Source organism: Amycolatopsis sp. NPDC051071, from assembly GCF_040682875.1.
In the GTDB taxonomy this organism is placed as follows: domain Bacteria; phylum Actinomycetota; class Actinomycetes; order Mycobacteriales; family Pseudonocardiaceae; genus Amycolatopsis.
On the sequence record NZ_JBFBBY010000014.1, the window covers coordinates 29,725 to 54,302 of the forward strand.

A 24,578-nucleotide genomic window follows, 5' to 3' on the forward strand; every position below is an offset into this window, starting at 1 on the left:
GGGACCGACCGCTAGAACGAAAGAGAAATCCATGGTAGAGACCAAGTTCGAGGCACGTTTTCCCGCCGAGAACTCATCAGCACGAGTCGAGCTCGACGGCCTGCTGGCGTTCCCGCTGACACCCTTCACCGAGGGGCTGGAACTCAACCTCGACGCGTTCGCGGAAAACGTCGAGAGCCATGTGGCCGCCGGAGCCGGGGCGCTGTTCGTCGCCTGCGGTACGGGCGAATTCAGCTCGCTGTCCCCGGACGAGCACGCGGCGATCCTGCGTAAGGCTCGTGAGGTCGTTGCCGGGCGTGTACCCGTATGGGTCGGTGCGGGCGGCGGCGCGGCGTCGGCCCGTGCCGGGATCGCGGCGGCGGAGGCGGGCGGCGCGGACGGCGTCCTCCTCCTGCCGCCCTACCTGGTCACCGGTCCGCCTTCGGGTCTGGTCGACCACGTGCGGTACGCCGTCGGGGATTCCTCGATCCCGGTGATCGTCTACCACCGCTCCACCGGCGTGTTCACCCCGAACTCCGCGGTCGGACTGCTCGACATCCCGTCGGTGGTGGGTCTCAAGGACGGCTTCGGCGACGTCGAACTGATGAGCCGGATCATCACCACGATCCGCTCCGTCGACAGCGACCGTGCCCGGGATTTCCTGTTCTTCAACGGACTTCCCACCGCCGAGGTCTCGGCGCGCGCCTACGCCGCGATCGGCGTCGCGCGGTACTCCTCGGCCGTGCACTGCTTCGCCCCCGAGATCGCGGCCCGGTTCCACCGCGCGCTCGCCGAGAACGACGACGCGGTCATGGAGGCGCTGCTCGCCGGGTTCTATCTGCCGCTGGTGGCGCTGCGGGACGAGGGACAGGGCTTCGCCGTGTCGCTGGTCAAGGCAGCGGCGCGGTTGCGTGGCGACAAGGCGGGTTCGGTCCGGCCGCCGCTGGTCGAGCCGACCGCCGACCAGATCGCCCGGCTGGAGAAGATCGTCGACGACGGATTCGCCGTCCTCAAATCCGTCGAGGCCGGTGCCTGAAGATGAAGGTTCTCGATGTCGTCCTGACCCCGGTCGCCTTCGCCGACCCGCCGCTGCTCAACGCGATGGGCGTGCATGAGCCCTTCGCGCTGCGCGGTGTCGTCCAGCTGATCTGCGAAGACGGCGTGGTCGGCCTCGGCGAGTCCTACGGTGATCTCGCCTTCCTCGAGCAGGTCCGGAAGGTGCTGCCGGAACTCAAGGGACAGGACGTGTTCGACCTGCCCGGCCTGCGCCGGAAGGTCGCCACCACCCTCGGCGAGGTCGTCTTCGCCGACGCGCACGGCCTCACCGGCGGGTTCTCCGTCAGCAAGACCGTCGCCAGCGTGTACTCGCTGTTCGAGGTGGCCGCGCTCGACGCGCAGGGCCACTACCTCGGCAGGCCGGTGGTGGACCTGCTCGGCGGCAAGACACGAGACGCCGTCGACTTCTCCGCGTACCTGTTCTACAAGTTCGGGGCCCACATCGGCGCCGAAGAGGACTCGTGGGGCGAGGTGACCACTCCGGAGGCGCTCGTCGGCGAGGCGCGGCGCATGGTCGAGGAGTACGGCTTCTCCTCCATCAAGCTCAAGGGCGGCGCGTTCGACCCGGACCAGGAGATGGACGGCATCCGCGCACTCGCGGAGGCGTTCCCTGACCACCCGCTGCGCATCGACCCGAACGCCGCCTGGACGCCTGAGACCGGCATCCGGGTCGCCGAAGACCTCGACGGCGTCCTGGAGTACCTCGAAGATCCGACGCCGGGTATCGAGGGCATGGCGAGGGTGGCCGAAAGGGCCAACATGCCGCTGGCCACCAACATGTGCGTCGTGCGCTTCGCGGACATCGAGCCGGCGTTCCGGCAGCGAGCGGTCGGCGTAATACTTTCGGACCATCATTACTGGGGTGGCCTCCGGGACACGCAAGCCCTCTCCACCACGGCGGAATGCTTCGACGTGGGGCTTTCCATGCATTCGAACAGTCATCTCGGGATCAGCCTGGCCGCTATGGTGCATGTGGCCGCGGCGACGCCGCACCTGACCTACGCCTGCGACACCCACTGGCCGTGGAAGACGGCCGACGTCATCGCCCCGGGTGCGCTGGAGTTCGTCGACGGTGCGGTCGCGGTGCCCGACAAGCCGGGGCTCGGGGTCGAGCTCGACCCCGACGCGCTGGCGCGGGCCCATGAAGACTATGTCCGAAGTGGACAGACCAAACGGGATGACGTGACCTATATGCGGAAGTTCGTCGGAAACTTCGAACCGAACACGGCGCGGTGGTGACTGGGTGAAGGTCACCGGATACGCCTACCCCTGGGACGTCCTCGACGATCCCGGGTTCGTGGAGCGGGTGAGCGAACTCGGCGTCGACGAGGTCGCCGTCGCGGTGTCGTACCACAGCACCCGTGCCGCGACGCCCTGGGCGCCCGAGCGCACGTCGGTCGTCGCGCGGCACGCGGCGTTGTACCGGCCGGTGCGCGAGGAGGCCTGGGGTGAGCTGCGGCCCGCCGAACCGGACTGGGTCGAGAGCCGTGACAGCGCGAGCGACGCCGTCCGGCTGCTGAACGAGGCGGGCATCCCGGCCGCCGCGTGGCTCGTGCTGACCCACAACTCGCAGCTGGGCACGGAGTTCCCCGATTTCACCGTGCGCAACTGTTTCGGCGAGCGATACCCGTGGGCGTTGTGCCCGGCGCAGCCGGCGGTGCGTGAGTACGCGGCGAACGTGGTCGCGGAAAGCCTCGCGGGGCTTGACTTCGCCTCGGTGATCCTGGAGGCGTGCGGCCCGCTCGGCGCCGTCCACCAGCACCAGCATGAGAAGACCGACGGCGTCTGGTCACCCGCGGTCGCGCGGCTGCTGTCGGTCTGCTGCTGTGACGTCTGCCTGGAGTCCTGGGCCGCGGCGGGCAAGGATCCGGCGAAGGCACTGGGCAAGCTGCGCGCCGAGGTCCGGAGGCTGATCGACAGTGGTGACCTCCGGGCCACCGAGGACAAGATCATGCCCACCCTGCGGCAGGTCCTGCTCGACACCCGGCAGCAGGCGACCGACGCGCTCCGGCGCGACGTGCTCGCGAAGATCCCGTCCGGGCCGAGGATCGTGCTCCACGGCGCGATGGACCCGTGGGTCACCGGCGCGCTGCCGGGGCTGACGCCGTCGGTTCCCGAAGACGTCGACGCGGTGGTGCTGCAGAACTGGGTACCCGGGCACGCCAGCCGGGAGTCCGTCGCGACGGCGCGGGCGAAACTGCCGCGCAAGGTCGCCGTCGGCAGCTACATCACCGCGGTGGCGGCGAGCCCGGTGCCCGACATCGAGGCCTACACCACCGAACTCGGCAAAGCGGGCGCCACCGAACTGCACCTGTACCACCTCGGCCTCGCCGGTCCGGGGCGCTGGGCGGATCTCATCGCCGCCACCAGCGCCGCGCAAGAACTCGTTTAGGGAGAAGCAAGAAACCATGAGCCAGGCAACAGAGCCCGCCACGCTCGAACAGATCCTCGCGGCCGCCGCCGCCGCGGCAGGCACGGCGGCGGTCGCGACCCCAGCCCAGCGCGCCGAGTGGCTGACCGCGGCGGCGGACGCCCTCGACGCGTCCGCCGACGAGCTGATCACGCTGGCCAACCAGGAGACCCACCTCCCGGCCTCCCCGCGTCTGCAGGGAGAACTGAAGCGCACGACGTTCCAGCTGCGCTTGTTCGCCGAGGTGCTGGCCGACGGGGCGTTCCTGGGCGCGACCGTCGATCACGCGGACGCCGCGTGGCCGATGGGGCCGCGGCCGGACATCCGCCGTCTGCTCACCCCGATCGGGCCGGTGCTGGTGTTCGCCGCCAGCAACTTCCCGTTCGCGTTCAGCGTCGCGGGCGGCGACACCGCGTCGGCGCTCGCCGCGGGCTGCCCCGTGGTGCTCAAGGCGCACTCCGGGCACCCGGAACTGTCGGCGCGAACCGGCGAGATCCTGCGTGACGCGCTGGTCAAGGCCGGTGCGCCGGAAGGCATCTTCGCGGTCATCCACGGCCAGCAGAACGGCGTGACGGCGCTGAAGGACCCGCGGATCCAGGCGGCGTCCTTCACCGGCTCGGTCCCCGGCGGGCGGGCGCTGTTCGACATCGCCACCTCGCGGCCGTCGCCGATCCCGTTCTACGGCGAACTCGGCAGCGTCAACCCGGTCGTGGTGACCCAGTCGGCGATCGACGCGCGCGGCGAGGCGATCGCCAAGGGTTACGCGGGTTCGTTCAGCCTCGGCGCCGGGCAGTTCTGCACGAAGCCGGGGCTGCTGTTCCTGCCGGCGGGACACGGCCTTGAGGACGTGCTGCGTGAGGCCGTCTCGGCGATCCCGGCGCAGCCGATGCTCAACGAGCGCATCGCGACCGGATTCGCCGACGGTGTGGCGAAACTGCGTGACGTGGCCGGTGTCGAGGTATTGTCCGAATCCGGGGGCGCGGAAGGCATCTCGCACGGCGCGACCCTGTTCGCCACCACCGGCAAGGATTTCCTGGCGGACGACGGCACCGTCCGCGAGGAGTGCTTCGGCCCGGCGTCGCTGATCGTCACCTACACCGACCAGGACGAGCTGATCAGCCTGCTCGGCGCGATGGAACCCGGGCTCACCGCGACCATCCAAGGTGAAGAGTCCGATGTGGACTGGATTCGCCCGGTACTCCCGTCGCTGACCCGCGTCGCCGGCCGTCTGCTGTGGAACGACTGGCCGACCGGTGTCACGGTCACCTGGGCACAGGAGCACGGTGGTCCCTACCCGGCGACCACCGCGCCGACGAGCACGTCGGTCGGCACCGCGGCGATCGAGCGGTTCCTGCGGCCGATCGCCTGGCAGGGCTTCCCCGACGCGCTGCTACCGGAACCGTTGCAGGAGAACAACCCGTGGGACCTGCCCCGCAGGACCGACGGAAAACGCTAGAAAAGCTCGTGAGTGATTTGGGTCGTTCTAACGACCCAAATCACTCACGAGGCCCAGCACACGCCGCCGCCCCTAGATTCCGTCTTTCGGCCCCTTGGGAGGCACCGTCATGCCCGGATTCGGTTATGTCGACCGGAGAACCGCCCTGCGTGGAGGCGCGGCGGCGGCCGCCTCGGTCGCGCTCACGACCGCGATCGCCCGTCCCTCGTTCGCTCAAGCAGCGTCCTCGGTCCCGGTGAGCACGGCCGCCATCGTCACCGGTTACCGCGAACTGCAGACCGGGATCAACCGGCCGTCGGCGGAACGCGCCGCCGCGCTGGCGAACCTGGACAGGGTCGCGAAGGCCTGCAACGACAGCATGACGGTCGGCGGCGGTCCACTGTGGAAGGATCTCCCGCTCGGTCCGGGCAGTGACTTCACGACGTCGATGTACGCCCGGCTCCGCGCGATCGCGGTCAACTGGGGTACCCCCGGTGGCGCGCTGTCGGGTGACGCGGCAGTGCTCGGCAGGCTCAAAGCGGCGCTGGAACTGTTGTACACCAGCGATCAGTACAGCGAGAAGACCGCCGAGATCGGCAACTGGTACACCTACGAGATCGGCATCCCGCTCTATCTGCTGCACATCCTCGCGACGGTCGCCGACGAACTGACGCCGGAAGAACTCGCCAGATACCTGAAGCCGGTGCTGAAGTTCTCCGGCAACCCCAACCTTCGCACGAACAACCCGAGCGTCGTCGAGACCGGCGCCAACCGCGCGGACAAGTCGACGATCTCCATCGTCTCCGGGGCGATACTCGGGGACGGCGACCGGATCCGGCGCGGGGTCGCGGCGTTCACCGACGTCGAGGGCAGGGGAGCGGCCAGTGTCATCGCGAAACTCGACCGCGCCGCGGGCGACGGCTTCCACACGGACGGTTCCTTCATCCAGCACGACTCGGTGCCCTACCCCGGCCACTACGGGATCGTCCTGCTCACCGCCGTCGCGGCTGCCATCCACGTCACCAAGGGCACGGAGTTCGAACTGGCCGCCGACGTCAAGGACTCGGCGTACGCGCTCGTGTCCGACACGTTCGCCCCCTTCGTTTACGCGGGTGCGCTGATGGAGCCGGTCCGCGGCCGGTTCCTTTCACGGCAAGGGGAATCCGCCCACGACATCGGGCATCAGCTCACCGGCGCCGTCGTGCTGCTGGCGCGCTCGGCGAGCGGCAAGCGCAAGGAAGAACTCAGCGGGCTCGCGGCGAAGTGGATCACCGAAGACACTTTCGCGCCCTACCTCAAGATCCCCGATCCCGAACGGTTCGCGCCGGGCCCCGACCTCGTCGGCATCCCCGGCATCGAATTCGCGCAGGAGCTGCTGGCGACCGGGATCCGGCCGACGCCGACGGTCGCGACGCATCGCGTTTTCGGCCAGCAGGACCGGATGGTGCACCTCACCGAGGGCTGGTCGGCCTCGCTCGGCGTCGCCTCGACGCGGATCTCGCGGTACGAGTCGGTCAACTCGATGAACCTCCACGGCTGGTACACCGGTGACGGCTCGCTGTACCTGTTCCTGCCCAAGGCGAAGGGCCACTTCACCGACGCCTACTGGCCGACGGTCGATCCGTCACTGCTGCCGGGCACCACTACCAAGAGCGGCCCGCCGCCGACACTGGGCCAGGTGCCGCTCACCGGCAAGGACCACTGCGGCGGCGTCCGCTGGGACGCGCGGCACGGCGCGCACGCGCTCGACTTCGTCTCGCAGGACGGCACGCTGACCGCGAAAAAGTCATGGTTCTTCACGCCGTCGGGAGTGGTCTGTCTCGGTGCCGGGATCACCGACACGTCGGGCGAGCGGATCCGCACCACGATCGAGAACCGCAACCTCGGCGTGAACGGCTCCGGCGTCCTGCTGGCCGACGGCCGCCTCGTCGGTGGCTCGGAGTCGTTGCGGCGCAAGCGATGGCTGCATCTGGAGAAGGTCGGCGGCTACGTCCTGCTTGACGCCGCCGAGGTGACGGCGCTGCGCGAGGACCGGACGGGGACCTGGCGTGACGTCGACAAGGGCGCCAACACCAAGGGCACCACGGTGCCCTACACCCGGCGCTACCAAAAGCTGGTGATCGAGCACGGCGTCAACCCGTCGGGCGCGAGCTACGCCTACGCCGTCTTGCCGACGGCCTCGGTACTCCAAACGGTCGCCTCGGCGCTGGCCTGGCGGGTGCGGGCCAACACCGCGGCCGTGCAGGCCATCCGGCTGTGGGACGCGACACTGCTGGCGAACTTCTTCGCGGCCGGTTCGGTCGACGAGGTGTCGGTGTCCGGTCCGGCGTCCGTGGCACTGGGCCGGGTGCGGAACGGCTGGCAGCTGGCTGTTTCGGATCCGACGCAGAAACAGGACGTCATCCGGGTGACGGTCCGGCGCAAGACTGTCGAGGTGCCCGTGACGGGCACTTTCGGGGCCACACAGGTGGTCTCGCTCGGCTGATGAACTCGCGGCCGGTCGCGATGGGTCGTTCGCGGGGTAGTTGGCCAGGGCAAAGACGTGACTCGCGTGCTTGAGCGCGGAACTCGCGTGCTGGAAGGCGGAACTCGCGTGCTGGAAGGCGGAACTCGCGTGCCTGGAGGCGGAACTCGGAACTCCTGTGGATGTCGGGGCCGCGGTGTGTCATAAGGGGTCCCCATGGGACGAAATTCGTCCTATGGGGACCCCTTATGACATCCCTGGCCAGAGTGGGCCGCCCCCGAAGGCACGCAGGCCCGAAGGCACGCAACCCCGAAAGCGTGCAGGGCTCCCGAAAGGTCAGCCCGCGTCCAGGTGTGCGGAGTCTGAGCACGCGAGTTCCGTCTTCAAGCACGCGAGTTGCGTGCCTGAGCACGCGAGTTCCGTGTTTGAGCACGCGAGTTCCGCCTTTAAGCACGCGAGTTGCGTGCCTGAGCACGTGAGTGCGGTGCCGCGCCGCGATGGCCGTCCCGGACGACGTGGTGACCGAGCACCAGGAGTTCTCGGCGAACTCCGGACGTGATGTCGAGCGGTGGTCATCGGCTCCGACCCACGGGCGAAAGTTAGAGTCGACCGAACCTGTGGAGGACCAGATGACCACCTCGCTCGCGACCGTGACCTCGGCCGACGGCACCCCGATCGCCTTCGAGCGCACCGGCGACGGCACGCCGGTGATCCTGGTCGGCGGCGCGTTCAACGACCGGACGACCGTCGCCGGTCTCGCCGCGACCTTGTCCCCGGACTTCACCGCGATCGCCTACGACCGGCGTGGCCGGGGTGACAGCGGTCCGGGTGCGGTCTATTCGGTGGAACGTGAAGTCGAGGACCTCGCCGCGCTGATCGACCACGTCGGTGGTTCGGCGGCAGTGTTCGGGCACTCGTCGGGGGCGGTGCTCGCCCTGGAGGCCGCTGCCAGGGGCGTCGCCATGACCAGCCTCGCGGTGTACGAACCGCCCTACGTCGTCGACGACAGCCGTCCGAAGCCCGCCGCGGACCTCTTCGACCGGGTCCGTGCCTTGATCGCCGACGGCAACCGCGACGACGCGGCCGAACTGTTCCTCGTCGAGGCGGCGGCCACCCCGGCCGAGATCGTCAAGGGGATGCGGGACGACCCGTTCTGGGCCTGGTTCACCGGGCTCGCCCACACGCTGCCTTACGACCTCGCGCTCTGCGGGCCCGGCAACGGGCTGCCCGACGGCAGGCTGGCCAAGATCGCCGCACCCACCTTGGTCATGGACGGCGGGGAGGGCGACGCCTGGCTGCGCGCGGCGGCCCGCGCCGTCGCCGCCGCGATCCCCGGTGCCCGGCACGTCACCGTCGAGGGGCAGGACCACGGCGTCCTCCACCAGCCGGACGCCCTGCGCGGGCCGCTCACCGAGTTCCTCAGGTGACGACCTTCAGCGGCTCGGCGGGCAGGCCCAGCGCGGTGTAGTGCTCCCGGGCCGCCCGGAACTCGGCGTCGGCCTCTTCGCCGAGTGCGGCGCGGGCCTGGCCGATCCCGGCGAGAGCGCGGGCCTCCTGCAGGCGATAGCCGATCCGTCTCGCCGTTTCGAGTGCGAGGCGGTGCCGCGCCAGGCTCGTCGTCGCCTCGCCGAGCGCGAGGCAGGCGGTGCCCACGCTGTTGGCCGCCATGGTCAGCAGCAACGGATGGTTGAGCCGGGCGAGGATCGCGCACGCGTGTTCGGCGTGCTCGCGTGCCTCGGCGGGCCGATGGGCCAGCAGCAGGGCGTCGGCGTGGTCGATCCGGCTCCATGCCTCGCCGAACAAGTAGCCAAGGTCCCGTGAAGCACGGATCGAGCGTTCGGTGACCTCGAACGCCTCGTCGAACCGGCCGAGCCGGGCGAGGACCAGGCCGAGCTGGGCCGAACTGAGGACAGTGCCGCGAGGATCCTCGCGCAGCGCTACCGCCCGTCGAGCCGAGACCAGCGCGTCGTCCAGCAGGCCGAGGATTTCCTGCGCGTTGCTGAGGTTGGTCCAGAGCGTGGCGGCGGCGTCGAGGTCGGTGGCCTTACCCACGACGGCGAGGCCGTCGCGATAGAACCGGATCGCCTCGGGATAGCGGCCGAGCATGCTGTGCAGGGCGCCCACTTTGGACAGTGCGATCGCCTCGGTGGCGCGGTCGCCGGAAGCTCGGACGACGCCGAGGCGCTCGACGGCGCAGTCCATTCCATCGGTGAGCCGTCCGTTCTCCCAGAACGCGAGCGTGAGGTTCGCCAGGCTCAGCTGGATCGCGTGCGGGTCGCCGATCCGGCGGGCGGCGGCGATGCCGGTCCGTGCCACGGCGAGCAGTTCGTCGAGGTGGCCGCTCTCCCGGAGATGTTCCGCGGTGTCCTTGGCGATCCGCCAGGCGTGGTCGTCGTGACCGGCGTCGAGGGCGTGGCGGGTCACCGCGACGAGGTTGGCCCGTTCGGTCGCGTACCAGCCGTCATCGCCGCCGTCGCGGTAGTGATCGAGAAGCCTGCCCAGCGCCGGATCCGCCTCTTCGTCGTGCGCGGCATTGCGGGCGTGTTCGGCGATCAAATCGTGGAAGGAGTAGCGGCCCAGCGCGGGCTGCCTGAGCAGGTGAGCGTCGAGGAGGTCTTCCAGCAGCCGTTCGGCTTCGGACGCGCTCGTCCCGGCCAACGCGGCGGCGGCGGGCACGGTGCAGTCGACGCCGGGATTCCGCCCCAGCAACCGGAACATGCGCTGCTGTTCGGCGTCGAGGTCCTGATAGGACAGGGTGAACGCCGCGGCGACGTCGCGTCCGGCGACCTTGAGCTCGGCGAGCCGGTCGTGTTCGGAACCCAGCCGCTCGGCAAGGTTCTGCACGGTCCACTGTGGACGATTCTGCAACCGGGCGGCGGCGATCCGGATGGCCAGCGGCAGATTTCCGCACAGTGCGGCGACTCCGGCGTCCGGACGGCCCGACGCGGCGGCGAACAGCGCACCCGCCTCTTCGTCCGGCAGGACGTCGAGGCTGATCGAGGCGGCGCCGTCGACGGCGGCAAGGCGACGCCTGCCGGTGACCACGAGGGCGACCGTCGCGGAACCGGGCAGGAGTGGCCGCACCTGGTCGGCGCTCGCGGCGTTGTCGAGTACCACGAGCAGCGATCGCCCGGCCGTCCTCGCCCGCCATAGTTCGGCCCGCCGGTCCTCGCCGCCCGGTAACCGGCTCGCCGGGATGTCCAGTTGCCCGAGCAGGGCTTCGAGCGCGGCCTCCGGCGGGAGCGGATCGCGTGCCGGGGAATGGCCGTGCAGGTCCACGAACAGCTGCCCGTCGGGGAAATCGGCGGCGAGCCGGTGCGCGGCGTGGACGGCGAGCGAGGTCTTGCCGACCCCGGCCATCCCGTCGACCACCACCGGACGGCCGAGCCGGACGGCGTCGAGAACGCGTCGGATCTCGATCTCCCGGCCGGTGAAATCCGGGACATCGTAAGGGAGGAAGCAGCGGATCTTGCCGTACTCCGGTTCGTCGCGCAGGATCCGCTCGCAGAGTTCGCGTAGTTTCGGCCCGGGATCGAGCCCGAGTTCGTCCGCCAGCCGGGTTTGTGCCTGACGGTACGCGTTCAACGCGTCGGCCTGCCTGCCCTGCTGGTGCAATGCCCGCATGAGCAGTCCGACGAACGCCTCCCGGAACGGGTGTTCGGCGACCAAGGCCGTCAATTCCGCGACGGCGTCCTCCCCGGCGGAGATCTCCTCGTCGAGGCAACGCTCCACAACGGACAGACGACGCTCGTCGAGTTCGTCCGCCTCGCCGCGCAGCGCGGCACTGTCCACACCGGACAGTGCGGGGCCGCGCCAGCACGCGAGCGCCTCACGGAACTCGCCACGCGAGACGTGGTCCTCGAAGGTGCGCAGATCGAAAGTCAGTGGCCGCAGCACGAAGCCCGGCCCCTCGGCGGTCAGGACGTCTTCGAGGGCACCCTCCGCGACCAAGGCCCGTTTCAGGGCGGTGGTGAGATTGCGGATCTGCCGGGTGGCCGTGGCGGGTGGATCCTCGTCCCAGACGACGTCCACCAGCCGCGAAACGGACACCACCCGGTCCGCGCCGAGCAACAACGCGGCCAGGATCCGCTCCTGCCGCGGACCAGCCAGCTTCACCGGCCGCGCGCCGCTCCGGCATTGCACCGGCCCCAAAACCCGGAACTCCATCGCACCCCCTCCCGCGAGGTTAACCGGCCGCGTGCCGTCGCCGGTGTGGAAGTGATGCAGCTGTGATGCGCCGCCGGACGAACCTGCTGGTGGACGAAGTACCGGACGTGATGAGGAGAACCCTATGCGCAAGCGGTATTACGCGGCGTTGGCCGGAGCGGCGGTGGTGGCCGCGGGGATCGGCGTGCCCGCCGCGGCGGCCGCCGGCGAGCAGCAGCAGGCGGAGCAGGAGCGGCAGTCCTGCCGGCGCGCTTTCGATCGCGCCGTATGGGAGGACATGGACAGCTTCAACAAACGCGACGAGGCCCGCTACCGGGCGATCATTCACCAGAACATGGTCACCGTCGGCCGCAAGGGGCAGCTGTTCATCGGCTACGACGCCAACGTGGAGCCGGTGGTCAAGGAACAGTTCAAGGTTCCGTACGAGTACAGCATGCCGTGGACGGTCACCCACACCGTCGTCGAGAACTGCTCGATGGGCTTCGCGATCCTCGACGCCTACTACAAGGTGCCGTCGCAGAACATCAACCGGCACTACACGATCAGCCTGACGCTGGTACGTGAGCACGGTAAGTGGCAGGTCATCAAGGACACCGTGACCGACGTCCTGCCCTGACCGGTGGCTGGTCAGGCGAGGACGGGGTCGCGTAACGAGGGGGAGCGCGGCCCCGTCAGGGTTTCCGGCCCACCCCGGCGTACGGGAGGGAATTGATCTCCGGATCGTCGGACATGTCGCCGGCGCCTTGCGGGTTCCACATCGCGCAGCCGACCACGCCGGGCTCGATGACGTCGAAACCGTCGAAGAACGACAGCACCTGGTCGTGCGTCCGGGGGATGGGGTCGTTGCGGGTGCCCTTGTACGCCTCGATGGCTTCGTCGAGCCCGCTCGAGTCCGCGTCGGCCGCGACGTGGGAGAGCGCGAGGAAGCTGCCGGGGGCGATCCGTTCGCGGTACCGGGCCAGAATCGTGTGCGGTTCCCACGCGTCCGGCACGAAATGCAGCAGCAGCAACATGAACACGCCGACCGGCCGGTCGAGGTCCAGCAGTTCCCTTGTCTCCGGCGCGTTGAGGATGTCGTTGACGTCGCGCAGGTCGGCCTGGAGCGCCGCGCACCGATCGTTGTCGCGCAGCAGCAGTTTCGCATGCGCCACGGCGACCGATTCGCGGTCGACGTAGACGACCCGGCAGGACGGATCGGCCCGCTGGACGATCTCGTGCAGGTTGCCGACGGTCGGGATGCCGGAGCCGATGTCAAGGAACTGCCGCACGCCCGCTTCGACCATATGCAGTGCGGCGCGGCGCAGGAAGGCGCGGTTGAGGCGCGCGGCGTCGCGGACGCCGGGCATGATCTTCAGTACCTGATCGCCAAGGTCACGGTCGGCCTGGAAGTTGTGGTCGCCGTCGAGCCAGTAGTCGTAGACCCGGGCCGGGTTCGGGACGTTCGTGTCGACCTCTGGGGGGACCCAGCTCAGGTTCGAAGTCACCGTCGTCGCCGCCGTTCCGTGGGAATCCGTTGGGGCACAGGATTCTAGCGGGTAACGGAGAGCGGGTTGCCATCGTCCGTTCGTGTGGATGTGCGGCGGCGGCACCCTTGCCGCGACTCGGCGGTCCTAAAGTGACCGCGTCACACGGCCTAGGCACGGGAGCGAGCACGATGGCACCACGTCCGGAGGTCCCCGTCGCACCCGGCCGCTGGCCGCTGCTCGGCCATACCGTGCCGATGCTCCGCGATCCGCTCAAACTGCTGTCGTCACTGCGATCGCACGGTGACGTCGTCCGGCTGGACTTCGGCCCGATGCCGGTTTATCTGGTCACCACACCGGAACTGGCCTGGCAACTCCTCGCCGCCGACGCGGGGAAGTTCGACAAAGGCATTGTGTTCGACAAAATGCGGCCGTTGTTCGGCGACGGCCTCGCGACCTCCAACGGTGCCTTCAACCAGCGGCAACGGCGGATGATGCTGCCCGCGTTCCAGCGAAGCCGGATCGCGCTCTACGCCGAGACGACGATGACGAAGCTCGCTGTAGACCTTGCCGATTCGTGGAAACCGGGCGAGGTGGTGGAATTCGACCGGCGGATGCAGGATCTCGCGCTGACCATCTCCGGGCGCACGTTGTTTTCCACCGAACTCGGCGACGACGCGCTTTCGGAGATCCAGAAGTCGATCCCGATCATGCTGAAGTACGTCATGGTCCGGGCCTTCTCGCCGAAGTTCGTGGAACGGTTGCCGATCGCGGCGAACCGCGAGTTCGACGCCGCGGCCGCGCGTCTGCGGCGGGTCATCGGCGACGCCGTCCTCAAGGCCCGCGAAAAGGGCGGCGACCACGGTGACCTGCTGTCGATGTTGTTGCTGGCCAAGGACGACGAGACCGGCGAGGAGATGACCGACCGTCAGGTGGAGGACGAGGTCATCACGATCCTCACCACCGGTGCCGAGACCACGGCCGTCGCGCTGGCGTGGTTCTTCCACGAAATCGGCGCACAGCCGCAGATCGAGCGCCGGTTCCACGCCGAGATCGACGAGGTGCTGGCCGGTGGTCCCGCGCGGTTCGAGCACCTGCCGCGACTGGTCTACACCCAGCGGATCATCAGCGAGGTCGTCCGCCGCACGCCGCCGGTGATCCTGATGCGGCGGGCACGGGAGGACGTCGAACTCGGCGGGGTGCGGATTCCCGCCGGTACCGAGGTCGCGGTCAGCCAGCACACGCTGCACCGCGATCCACGCTGGTTCCCCGATCCCGGGCGATTCGACCCGGATCGCTGGGAGCCGGAGCGGGCAGCCGCGCTGCCGAAGGGCGCGTTCATCCCGTTCGGCGCCGGCGCCCGGCTGTGCCCCGGCCATCAGTTCGCGCCGACGGAGATCGCCTTGGTGGCGGCGACGATCGGTGCGAAGTGGCGGCTGGTGCCGGTACCGGGGGTGCAGGTCTTTCCCAAGATCAAAGCGACGATGCAGCCGAACCGGTTGCCGATGACCGCGGTGCGGCGAAATCCGGGCTGACGGTACGTGTTCGATTACCGGGTGTAGGGTTCATCCTCCTTCCGCGCGTTCCGATTCCGGAGAGGGTTCTGTGCGAATGCCGTACAAACTGGCCACGGCGATGGCTGTCTGCTGCGTACTGCTCGGTGGTTTCCTGGTCGCCGCGCCCGCCGAGGCCGTCGACGTCCGCTGTTCCGACCTGGACCTGCCGGTCACCGGTCCGCTCGGCGAACAAGCCACCGTGCACGGCCGGTTCTGCCTGCCGGAGGGCCCGGCGCCCAAGGCCGTCCAGTTGCTGGTGCACGGCGGCACCTACAACAGCGCCTACTGGGACTTTCCTTACGACCCGGATCGCTACTCGTACCAGCGCGACATGGCCAAGAACGGCTATGCGACCTTCGCCGCGGATCAGCTCGGGTCGGGCGGGAGCAGTAAACCGCTCAGCCTTCCGCTTCTGCTGCCGGTGCTGGCGCGGTCGATGCACGAGGTGATCGGGCATCTGCGGGCAGGCCGGGCCGGCGGGGTGCCGTTCGAAAAGGTCGTGATCGTCGGACATTCGGTCGGCTCCGGCATCGTCGCGGCCGAGGCGTCGACGTATCAGGACGTCGACGGCGTGATCCTCACCGGTATGACGCATCTGCCGTCGGTTCCTGCACTGACCCTCGGCGTGCTTTTCGGGTTGCGGCCCGCGTTCGCCGATGACCAGCTCGGTTCCCTCGGCAGCGATCCGCTGTATTTCACGACGAACCCGGGAGCGCGTACCGGACTGTTCTACGCGACGGAAAACGCCGACCCGGGCGTCATCGCCGCGGATGAGGCCACCAAGGACCAGGTATCGGTACCGGGAATGGGAACCGTCGCCGTGTTCGGCATCGTACTGCCCGCGACCAAGGCGATCCGGGTACCCGTTTTCCAGGCGGTCGGCGAGAAGGACATCCTGTTCTGTGGCGTCTTCGCGCTTCGGAACTGTTCAAGCGGGCAGACGTTGCGGCCGTCGGAAGCGCCGTATTACCGGCCTGAAGCCGACCTCTCCACGTATGTTCTGCCCGGTGCCGGACATTCGCTGGCATTGCATCGCAACGCGTCCGCCTATCGGGATGCCACCCGCGTATGGCTCCGGGATAAGGTGGGAGTTGCAGTACCATAGGGTTACCACCCGATTGGGTGACCGATAAACCGTAAGTATGCCCCGAGAATCGTGGGGGATGCTCCTCCACCACGAAATGCGAAAACGACCCCAGGACCGGCAGACGTGACTGCCCCATTTCCCGGCGACGCCGAGTACTCCGCGTCGCCGAACGCCCCGAAGAGAACCGCCTCCTCCGCTTCGCCCAAGAAGAAGAATGCCGCACCGACGAGGGCCACTCTCGCTCGCAAGTGGGCTTACCTTGTCACGAGTACGGCGTATCTTCCGTATACCCACGCCCAAGTCGAGGAGCATTTCGCCGCGCTGCTGGACGACGTGTTCGCGGCGGTGCTGAGTGACGACACCGAGTCCGCGCAGGCCACCGAGGTCGGCGCGCGGCTCGTCGCGCTCAGGTGCGTCGGGCCGGACAGTCTGCGTCGCACGATGGAGGTACTCGGTAAGGGGCTTTTGCACGAGCCGGAGTTGCAGAACGTGAAGTCGCTTCCCGAACGGGTGTTGCAGGTGCTCGGCGCGCTCGCGTCCGGTTACGGCGAGGCTTTGCGTGAGAGCATCCAGACGCAGCAAGAAGATCTGAGCCGTACGCTGGTCACCCTCGAACGCGAGACGCGGCGCGAGCTGGTACTCACGCAGGCGCGTTTCGAGCAGCTGTTCGCCGGTTCCGCGACCGGGGTGGCCGTCACCAGGGTCGACGGCCGCATCCAGCGCGTGAACCCGGCGCTGGCGGAGCTGCTGAACCGGCCGGTCGCCGACCTGGTCGGGCTCAACCTCTACGACCTGGTCCACCTCGAAGACGCCGACGGCCTGCGCGAGAGCTACCGGAAGCTGCTCGAAGGCGAGAGCCAGCGGCTCGAACTGTCGCGAAGACTCGTCGGTGAAGACGGCGACACGATGTGGGCCGCCTTCACCGGCGCCGTTATCCGTGATCCGGCCGGTGCGGCGCAGCAGTTGATCACGCTGGTCGACGGCGATACCGACGTGGCACTGCTCCAGCGGCAGCTGAGCCGCCAGGCACTGCACGACCCGTTGACCGGCCTCCCGAACCGGCAGTTCTTCAGAACCCGCCTGGAGCGGGCACTACGGCACGCGGACCCGGCGTTCGGCGTCACCGTCTACCACCTCGACCTCGACGGGTTCTCCCTGATCGCGGGCGGGCTCGGCCAGAAACCGAGTGACGACCTGCTGAAGAACGTCGCCGCGAAGCTGCGGGCCGTGGTGGGCGGGGAGGAGGCGCTCGTCGCCCGGATCGGCGGTGACGAGTTCGGCATCCTCATCCAGAACACCGCCACCAGCCCGGATGTGGCCACCGTCATCGGCATGATCAACCAGGAGCTGTCCGAACCGGTCTACCTGGAAGGCGGGAGCGGTGTGGCGGTCTCCGCGTGTGTCGGGGTGGTGCACCGGCCGCCGAGAGACATCGAGCCGACCGAACTGCTGCGCGTCTCCGGTATGACGCTGCGCCGGGCGCAGGCCAACGGCTACCGGCAGTGGGCGCTGTCCGATTCCACGCTCGACACCAGGGAACGGCACGAGTTCGGCCTTGCCGTGTCGATGGCGGGTGCCTGGGAGACCGGCGAGGTCGAGATCGGCTTCCGGCCGCTGACGTGGCTGGCGGACAGCACGCCCGCGGGTATCGAGGCGCGACTCGGATGGAACCATCCCCGCCACGGCCGGATCGGGCACGACACCTGCGTGCGGTTCGCCGACGAGACCGGCCTCATCGTCCCGCTCGGTGAATGGCTCATCCGCACCGCGTGCGAGGAGGCGGACGACCGGCTCCCGATGGTCGTGGGACTGACTCCGCATCAGGCCGCGGATCCGGATCTCGTCGGGATGATGCGGCGTGTGCTCGCCGAAACGGAGCTGGGGCCATCACGGCTGAGACTGGGCTTCCCGGCGGGCGCCGTGCTCGACGAACTCGGGGAGACGGTCGACAACCTGCATCTTCTCGCCGAGATCGGGGTGGACGCCGAACTACGGGACTTCGGCGCGGCCAGCGATGTCGTCTGCCTCGTGGACGTGCCGGTGAAGACGGTCCGGATCGCGCCGCGCCTTGCGGAGCGGCGGACGGAACCACTGGCCGCACGCTCACTGCGGAACCTCATCGAGATCGCGAACACAGCGGGCGCGATGGTGATCGCCGAGGGGATCGACAGCGCGGGCGACGCCGGCTGGTGGCAGGCCGCCGGTGCCGACATCGGGACCGGCAGGTACTTCGGTTAGCTCGTGTCTGGCGCACGGGCGGATTGGGCAGCATCCCAAGTCCCGCACCGCACGTCGGAGGCATGCATATGCGGGTAGGCCCGAGGCGTGGACGGCTGGCAGCAGGCGTGGATCCTGCCCGCCGGCTCCGGCGGTGTCGTCCAGCTCGAATTCGGCCCGGACTGGAAGTACCGCTCCGGCCTGCTGATCGGTGCCATCGCGATCCTCGCCGTCCTGGCCGGTGTCCTGTGGCCGTCGCGTCGCAGGCGGGTTTCCGTCGAAGCGGGTTCAGGGGCGGTGGTTCCGGTGGTACTGATCGGACCTTTGGCTGTATTGGGCGGAATGCTGCCGCGGCGATGGTGACGATGTGCGTGCCCTGGTTCAAGGGACTGGAGTCACCTGACGTGGACGTCAGGCCTGGGTCTTAGCCGCGCGCTGTCCAGTGCGGCCCGGAGTTCGGCCGCGACCTTGTCCGGCTCGGAGCGCAGACGCGACGGGAGGGTCTGGAGAACGACGATCCCGGCGGCGGCGTACCGGGCGTTGCGGACGAGCGTGTCACGGAAGCCCTCGTCGCCCGCGTGGTAGCCGAGGGAATCGACTTCCCAGGCGAACGCGAGTTCGTCGCACCAGCCGTCCGGTTTGGCGATGTAGTGGCCTTCGGTATCGAAAGTGTTGACGTTCCACTGGAAATCGGGGAGGTCGGATCGTTGCCAGAGCCGCCAGGCATCGGCCTCGGCGACTGAGCGCGCGCCGCCGAGGATCGGCAGGAGCGCACTTCTTGCGCCACTTCCCCGGCGAGCTTCGTCGAGTTCGTCGGCGAGCATCAACGGCAGGCAGAAACCCCGCTGGACCGCCTCGGCCATCATCGCCGTGACGGCGTCCTGGCGAGGTGTCCTGCGTGCCGCGTCGAGCACGGCTCGGGGCACCGGCGCTGCCGGGACGCCGGACCTTATACGTGGTCTTGGCATACGGCGTGACCGTTCGATGTGGACGAAACCGCTGTCGGCGACCGACCGTTCCGCCGGGACGAGGAGATGGACCTCGTCGGTCTTGGGAAGATTGCGCAGGCCGTAGCGCTCCAAAGCACGTACGCCGGTCAGGATCGAGCCTTTTCCGGCATGGAGGAGGGGCGGCCTGTACCTTCTGTTCTTCGGTCGGCTCACCGTTTCCGAGCAGGACGACACCGGGCAGCAGCAGTCGCCACGTCCCTCCGGGGTGGCAGCGTCGCCAGATCGTGGCGCGCGGTACGCCGATACCTTCGAGTTGCTTGACGGCCATCACCGCTTGATCACCGGTTCTGGTTCCAGTGAACAGCGGATGGCGGGCCCACTGTCCTCTTCGCACGGGGACAGCTTGCTGGCGGGCACCGACAGAATGGGGTGCTTGGTGTTCGTGACTGGACCTTTCGGGCACTGGCTGTTGGTGACTGGGCCTTTCGTGCGGGACTGTGTGGATTCAGGCGCGTTGGGTGAGCCGGAATCCACACGGTCCCCGGCAACCGACGACCCGTGGCCCCGGGAAGGCTGGGGTTGGGGCGATTCCGTGCGGCCCGGTCTCGGGCACACTCCTGGACCTCGCGAGATCATCGACGCGGACATGGCGCCGGAGCGGCACCCCTGACAACGGCGATCGTGAGCGAGCCTCTGAGCCCGCTACTGGTCTCGATGGTTGAATGACAAGGTTGTCGTCTCCCGTCCTGATCGTTTCCGAAGTGAGGCAAGTCACCGTGTCCAACCCGCTGATCGCGCCCACCGAGGATTCGACGAAGTGGTTCACCGGCGTTTCGCTGCTGGAGAGCGCGGACGGGCTGAAGTCGGCGATCGAGTCCGGGGACTGGGCGAGTGTCGCGATGGGCGCGGTCGGGACAGCGCTGGACGCGCTGTCGATGGCGCTGGACCCGTTCGGGGCGATCCTGGCGGCCGGGGTGGCCTGGCTGATGGAGCACGTCGGGCCGCTCAAGGAGGCCTTGGACGCGCTGGCGGGCAACGCGGACGAGATCCAGGCGCAGTCGCAGACCTGGGCGAACGTGGCCAAGGAACTGGGCGAGGTCAGCGAGGAGCTGACGGCCGCGGTCAAGAAGGACCTGGCGGAGTGGAAGGGCGAAGCCGCCGACGCCTACCGCAAGCAGACGACCGACACCGCCACGGTGATCCAGTCGGCGCAGAAAGGCTCCGAAGGCGCCTCGTCGGGGGTGAAGACCGCCGGTGAAGTCGTCGCCGCGGTGCGGGCACTGGTGCGCGACATCATCGCCGAACTCATCGGGCACCTGATCTCATGGGCGTTGCAGGTGGTGTTCACCCTCGGGATCGGGCTGACCTGGGTGGTGCCGCAGGTGGTGGCGGCGGTGGCGAAGACGGCGTCGAAGATCGCCAACCTCACCACGAAACTGATCAAAGCGCTCAAAGCGCTGGTCCCGTTGCTGAAGAAGGCCGGTGACCTGTTCGCCGACGCCGCGAAGGCGTTGAAGAACATCAAGGGCGGCAAGGTCAAGCCGGCGGGCAAGCCGAAAGACCTGGACACGAAGCCGAAGGGCCCGCCGCCCAAGGACGGGGACGGGGACGGCTCCACCACGCCCTCGGGTGACCATTCGACGCCGAAGGGCGACCCGCCGCCCAAAACGCCCGGCGAGCAGCCCCCGCCGCCGAAGAACGACCCGCCCGGTGACACGACGCGTGGTCCCGACGGGCCACCGAAGAACGACTCGACCACGACTTCCGGCGCGAAGGGCGGCGGTGGCGGTGGCAAACGGGACCCGAAGGAGACCAAGGAACCGGGCTGCAAGGACGGCAGCGGCGACCCGATCGACGTCCAGAGCGGCGACGTCCTGGTCACCGAGAGCGATCTGGTCGTGCCGGGGCCGCTCGGGCAGCTCGTCGTCCGCAACCACGTTTCGTCCTACCGGGGCGGGCGCTGGTTCGGGGCCTCATGGACGTCGCTGGTGGACGAACGGCTGATCATCGCGAACGGGACCGTCACCTACTACGCCTCCGACGCGATGATCCTGAGGTTCCCGGTCCCCGCGCCGGGGGCGGAGGCCGTGGCACTGCACGGCCCGCCGCGCCGGCTGCGCGGCGAAGGTGCCGTGTACTTCCTGTCGGATCCCGGGCGCGGCACCGAACGCCGGTTCGCCCCGGCGGGCGGGGACCCGAATCTGTTCCTGCTCAAGGACATCCGCGCCGAAAACGGGTCATACGTCGAGCTGGACCGCGATGAGCACGACGCGCCTTCCGTGCTCACGCATTCCGGTGGCGCCCGGATCGCCTTCGACGTCGCCGACGGCCGGATCCGCGCGATCCGCGCGTTGTCCGAAGCCGCCGAAGTGCTCGTCGCGCGGTACGACTACGACACGCACGGGCATCTCAGCGTCCGCACCAACTCCTCGCCCCGCCCGGCGCGTTACAGCCACGACGCCGAGGGGCGGCTCACCGGCTGGACCGACCATATCGGCGCCTGGTACCGCTACGTCTACGACGAGAGCGGCCGCTGTGTGCGGGGCATCGGCGACCAGGGTTACCTCGACACCGCGCTCAGCTTCGGCGAGCGGAGCACCACCGTCACCGACTCCTTCGGACGGCGCTCGGTGTACGAGTTCGACGAGAACGGGAACATCGCGGCACTGACCGACAGGCTCGGCGGCGTGACCCGCAGCGAGTACGGTCCGCGCGACGAACTGCTCTCCCGCACCGATCCCCTCGGCAGGCGGACCGAGTTCGAGCACGACGCGGACTGGCGGCTCCTTTCGGTGCTCCGCCCGGACGGGTCCCGGGTACTGATCACGGAATGGACCCACACCGAGCTGGTGATCGAGGTGGCCGACGGCGAGCAGGTGTTCCGGCGCCGCTACACGGCCCCGAACGTGCCGGATCCCTACACCGACCCGCTCGGCGTGACCGAGGACCAGCACCTCGAGGACACGGACGGCGAGGAGCCCGCCCCGGACGGCCCCGGGCCCCGCATCGAGGTCGACCTGTTCGGACGGCCGCGTGCGATCGAAGGGGCGGGCGGCCGGACCGCGTACGCGTGGACGGTCGAAGGCTCCCTGCGGGAAGTCGTCGCCCCCAACGGGATCCGGCAGCAGTGGACGTTCGACGGCGAGAACGAGGAAACCTCCCACACCGACGAACTCGGCCGGGTGACCCGCACCGAGAACGGCCCGATGGACACGATCACCGCCACGATCGACACCGCCGGGACCCGCACCACCTGGCGCTACGACACCGAGCTGCGGCTCGTCGCCGTGACCAATCCCGCCGGGCAGACCTGGCACTACACCTACGACGCCGAAGGACGGCTGCTCACCCAGCAGGATTTCGCCGGCCGGGTCACGCGGTGCGAATACGACGCCGTGGGACGGCGGGTCCGGCTCACCGGTCCGGCCGGGGAAACCGTGGAGTGGCGGTACGACCCGCTGGGTAACCCGATCGAGCGGATCAGCCCGGCGGGTACCGAGACCTACCGTTACGACCCGGTCGGTCGCCTCGTGCGTGCCACCGGCCCGGACGGGTTCCTCGAGCTGGCACATGACGACGCGGGCCGGGTCACGCTCCAGACCACCGCGGCCGGGTCCACCGTCTACGGCTACGGCGACGGTGCGAAGACCAGGCGTACTCCGTCCGGAGTGGACGTCCAATGGGGACAGACCAGGGACGGCGCGGAAACACTGCGGATCGCGGACACCGAGCTGATCCTGCGCCAGGACGCGGACGGCCGCACGGTCGACCTCTCCGCCGGGCCGAATCCGGTGCTGCGACAGGAGTTCGACCCGGCGGGCAGGCTCGTCGCGCAGCACACGCCGGCCGGGGTCAAGCGCTACCACCGGCGCCCGGACGGCAGCATCGCCGCCCGGGAGGATCCGGCGGGCGGAGTGCGGTACGAGTTCGACAACGCGGGCCGCGTCACCGCCGCGCTTCATCACGGCACCGCCGAGCGCTACGCCTACGACGTGCTCGGCAATCTGGCCTCGTCCTCGCCGGGGACCGGACCCGAGTCCGGGCCGCGTCAGTACGTCGATGGCGTGCTTCTCGCGGCGGGCGCGGTGCGTTACGCCCATGACGCGCAGGGCAGGCTGGTCCGGCGGACCCTGCCCGCTCCGGACGGGACCGAGCTGACCTGGGTGTTCGGCTGGGACGCGCACGACCATCTGGTCGCCGTGCGCACCCCGGACGGCACCCGGTGGCGGTACCGCTACGACGCGCTGGACCGGCGCGTGGCCAAGGAACGGTTCGACCCCGCGGGTGTGGTCGTCGAACGGGTCGACTTCGAGTGGGACGGCAACAGTCTCGTCGAAGCCCGGCACAGCTTCGGTGGCGCGCTGGTGGAGACCCTGACCTGGATCCACCATCCGGACGAGGATCGGGTGGTGGCGCAGGCACGCACCCTGCCCGACGGCCGCACCGAGGTCTTCGCGGTGATCACCGACGAGATCGGCACCCCGACCGAACTGGTCAGCCCGGCCACCGGCACGGCCGGCCCGATCCGGACGAGCGTCTGGGGGCTCACCGTGCCCGGCGCCCGGCCGGAGACGCCGCTGCGGTTCCCCGGCCAATACCACGACCCGGAAACCGGCCTGTACTACAACGTCTTCCGCTACTACGACCCGGCCAACGCCCGGTACATCTCGCCGGACCCGCTCGGCCTGACCCCGGCGCCGAATCCGGAGACCTACGTCGGAGACCCGTTCCTCGAAGCCGACCCGCTCGGGCTGACCAGGAACTCGGGCAAGGCACCCGCCAGCTACGCCGACGACCCGTACGCCTACCTCGACGACGACGCCACCTTCAACGCCCCGGCCCCGTGCGCGGGCGCCAAGCGGAAGCCGGCGAACCAGAACCCGAACCTGGGGAACGCGGGCAACGGCACGGGTTCCGCCAAGAAACCCAACTTGAGCAGGTGGGAGCCCCCGCTCACCGGCAAGGACAACAAACCGCACGGGAACTCCGACCGGCCGGTCATGGAGGGCGGCGGCAAGGAGGGCAAGGGGACACTCGACGGATCCGGGAAGGGCGAGTACCCCGGCGGGACAGAGCCCGCGGGCAACCACCTCACCGACTCCGACGCGCTCAACCGCAAGGGACACGCGAACTACGACCCGCGGCTGCGGGCCGAGCTCGACAAGCTCCGGTCGGCCGACCCGAACGACAAGATCGGGTACAAGCCCGACCATCCCAACGGCTACTTCATCAAGGGGCACCTGCAGAACCAGAAGCTCGGCGGCTCCGGCACCGCGGACAACATGACCATCCTGTCCCGCAAGGCGAACGCGCAGATGTCGGGCAACTTCGAAGGGAAGCTCAAGGAAGCCGACATCAAGATCAACCAGGTGAAGGAATCCGTCGGCAAGATGCGGGACGCGGAGTTGGAGCGCAAGCTCCGGGATCTGGGCATCAACAAGACCCCGGCGGAATTCCGCCAAGAGACCCAGGGTTTGAAGGTGGACTATTCGGTCACCGCCAGCGACAACGTCAAGTGGAAGGACGCGGTCAACCCGGAAGAGCGCGGTATCCGGGACCACGTCGTCCTCAACGCCGAATACAAGGGCCTCACCCCCGACCTGCAGGCGTTCATGGACTTCCGGATGAAGCCCGGCTTCCTGACGGACTTCCCGCCGGTGGGAACGAAGATGGACACGATCAGCGGCAAGTTCGATCCGCCGCTGAGGTGATTACCTCGAGTCGGCCGGCCGGACCGCTTCCAGCGCGACGTACTCGTCCTCCGGCCGTTTTTTATCACGATGCGACGAAAGGC

15 protein-coding genes are annotated in these 24,578 nt (G+C 69.0%); 12 read left to right on the forward strand and 3 right to left on the reverse strand.

Going from position 1 to position 24,578, the window contains the following annotated elements; all coding sequences use genetic code 11:
- The first annotated feature begins 31 nt into the window (after window positions 1–31).
- From AB0M65_RS07345 to AB0M65_RS07370, 6 genes are all read left to right on the forward strand, one after another.
- Window positions 32–1,015 carry a 5-dehydro-4-deoxyglucarate dehydratase gene (locus tag AB0M65_RS07345; protein WP_364022862.1) on the forward strand — a complete coding sequence of 328 codons (984 nt, stop codon included), beginning with the start codon at window positions 32–34 and terminating at the stop codon, window positions 1,013–1,015.
- Between the two features lie 2 nt (window positions 1,016–1,017).
- Window positions 1,018–2,274, forward strand: a complete 1,257-nt coding sequence (locus AB0M65_RS07350; protein ID WP_364022864.1) for a glucarate dehydratase family protein — start codon at window positions 1,018–1,020, stop codon at window positions 2,272–2,274.
- A 4-nt stretch (window positions 2,275–2,278) separates the two neighbouring features.
- A complete protein-coding gene (locus tag AB0M65_RS07355) occupies window positions 2,279–3,427 on the forward strand; it encodes a hypothetical protein (RefSeq protein ID WP_364022867.1) in 1,149 nt (382 codons plus the stop codon).
- Window positions 3,428–3,443: 16 nt separating this feature from the next.
- A complete protein-coding gene (locus tag AB0M65_RS07360; protein WP_364022870.1) occupies window positions 3,444–4,901 on the forward strand; it encodes an aldehyde dehydrogenase (NADP(+)) in 1,458 nt (485 codons plus the stop codon).
- A gap of 109 nt (window positions 4,902–5,010) precedes the next feature.
- On the forward strand, window positions 5,011–7,365 hold the full coding sequence (locus tag AB0M65_RS07365; RefSeq protein WP_364022873.1) for a polysaccharide lyase 8 family protein: 2,355 nt from the start codon (window positions 5,011–5,013) through the stop codon (window positions 7,363–7,365).
- Window positions 7,366–7,973: 608 nt separating this feature from the next.
- On the forward strand, window positions 7,974–8,771 hold the full coding sequence (locus AB0M65_RS07370) for an alpha/beta hydrolase (protein ID WP_364022876.1): 798 nt from the start codon (window positions 7,974–7,976) through the stop codon (window positions 8,769–8,771).
- On the opposite strand, the gene AB0M65_RS07375 is transcribed toward AB0M65_RS07370, so the two are convergent.
- The gene (locus AB0M65_RS07375; protein ID WP_364022879.1) at window positions 8,764–11,511 is read right to left on the reverse strand and encodes a BTAD domain-containing putative transcriptional regulator; all 2,748 of its coding nucleotides are present in this window, start codon (window positions 11,509–11,511) and stop codon (window positions 8,764–8,766) included. The two genes, AB0M65_RS07370 and AB0M65_RS07375, sit on opposite strands and share 8 nt — an antisense overlap.
- Window positions 11,512–11,635: 124 nt before the next feature.
- Here AB0M65_RS07375 and AB0M65_RS07380 point away from each other — a divergent pair, with 124 nt between their 5' ends.
- Window positions 11,636–12,127 carry a hypothetical protein gene (locus tag AB0M65_RS07380; protein WP_364022882.1) on the forward strand — a complete coding sequence of 164 codons (492 nt, stop codon included), beginning with the start codon at window positions 11,636–11,638 and terminating at the stop codon, window positions 12,125–12,127.
- A 55-nt stretch (window positions 12,128–12,182) separates the two neighbouring features.
- On the opposite strand, the gene AB0M65_RS07385 is transcribed toward AB0M65_RS07380, so the two are convergent.
- Entirely contained in the window at window positions 12,183–12,995 is an 813-nt protein-coding gene (locus AB0M65_RS07385; RefSeq protein ID WP_364022885.1) for an SAM-dependent methyltransferase, read from the reverse strand.
- Between the two features lie 170 nt (window positions 12,996–13,165).
- On the opposite strand from AB0M65_RS07385, the gene AB0M65_RS07390 reads away from it, so the two are divergent.
- The 4 genes from AB0M65_RS07390 to AB0M65_RS07405 all read left to right on the forward strand — a co-directional run bounded on the left by AB0M65_RS07390 (window position 13,166) and on the right by AB0M65_RS07405 (window position 18,197).
- Window positions 13,166–14,509, forward strand: coding sequence for a cytochrome P450 (locus AB0M65_RS07390; protein ID WP_364022888.1), 1,344 nt, complete (start codon window positions 13,166–13,168; stop codon window positions 14,507–14,509).
- A 76-nt stretch (window positions 14,510–14,585) separates the two neighbouring features.
- Entirely contained in the window at window positions 14,586–15,635 is a 1,050-nt protein-coding gene (locus AB0M65_RS07395; protein ID WP_364022891.1) for an alpha/beta fold hydrolase, read from the forward strand.
- Window positions 15,636–15,740: 105 nt separating this feature from the next.
- Window positions 15,741–17,855, forward strand: a complete 2,115-nt coding sequence (locus tag AB0M65_RS07400; protein WP_364022893.1) for an EAL domain-containing protein — start codon at window positions 15,741–15,743, stop codon at window positions 17,853–17,855.
- Between the two features lie 87 nt (window positions 17,856–17,942).
- Complete coding sequence (locus AB0M65_RS07405; protein ID WP_364022896.1) at window positions 17,943–18,197, forward strand: hypothetical protein; 255 nt, start codon at window positions 17,943–17,945, stop codon at window positions 18,195–18,197.
- A gap of 32 nt (window positions 18,198–18,229) precedes the next feature.
- Here the strand turns inward: AB0M65_RS07405 and AB0M65_RS07410 are convergent, their stop codons facing one another.
- Window positions 18,230–18,916 (reverse strand): hypothetical protein, encoded by a 687-nt coding sequence (locus AB0M65_RS07410; protein WP_364022899.1) that lies wholly within the window; start codon window positions 18,914–18,916, stop codon window positions 18,230–18,232.
- 629 nt (window positions 18,917–19,545) lie between these two features.
- Between AB0M65_RS07410 and AB0M65_RS07415 the strand changes: the two genes are divergently transcribed.
- Window positions 19,546–24,495, forward strand: coding sequence for an RHS repeat-associated core domain-containing protein (locus AB0M65_RS07415; protein WP_364022902.1), 4,950 nt, complete (start codon window positions 19,546–19,548; stop codon window positions 24,493–24,495).
- The last annotated feature ends 83 nt before the right edge of the window (window positions 24,496–24,578 follow it).

Coding starts and splice junctions, on each gene's coding strand:
- AB0M65_RS07345 (WP_364022862.1), top strand. CDS start 32: ATGGTAGAGACCAAGTTCGAGGCACGTTTTCCCGCCGAGAACTCATCA.
- AB0M65_RS07350 (WP_364022864.1), top strand. CDS start 1,018: ATGAAGGTTCTCGATGTCGTCCTGACCCCGGTCGCCTTCGCCGACCCG.
- AB0M65_RS07360 (WP_364022870.1), top strand. CDS start 3,444: ATGAGCCAGGCAACAGAGCCCGCCACGCTCGAACAGATCCTCGCGGCC.
- AB0M65_RS07365 (WP_364022873.1), top strand. CDS start 5,011: ATGCCCGGATTCGGTTATGTCGACCGGAGAACCGCCCTGCGTGGAGGC.
- AB0M65_RS07370 (WP_364022876.1), top strand. CDS start 7,974: ATGACCACCTCGCTCGCGACCGTGACCTCGGCCGACGGCACCCCGATC.
- AB0M65_RS07375 (WP_364022879.1), bottom strand. CDS start 11,511: ATGGAGTTCCGGGTTTTGGGGCCGGTGCAATGCCGGAGCGGCGCGCGG.
- AB0M65_RS07380 (WP_364022882.1), top strand. CDS start 11,636: ATGCGCAAGCGGTATTACGCGGCGTTGGCCGGAGCGGCGGTGGTGGCC.
- AB0M65_RS07390 (WP_364022888.1), top strand. CDS start 13,166: ATGGCACCACGTCCGGAGGTCCCCGTCGCACCCGGCCGCTGGCCGCTG.
- AB0M65_RS07395 (WP_364022891.1), top strand. CDS start 14,586: ATGCCGTACAAACTGGCCACGGCGATGGCTGTCTGCTGCGTACTGCTC.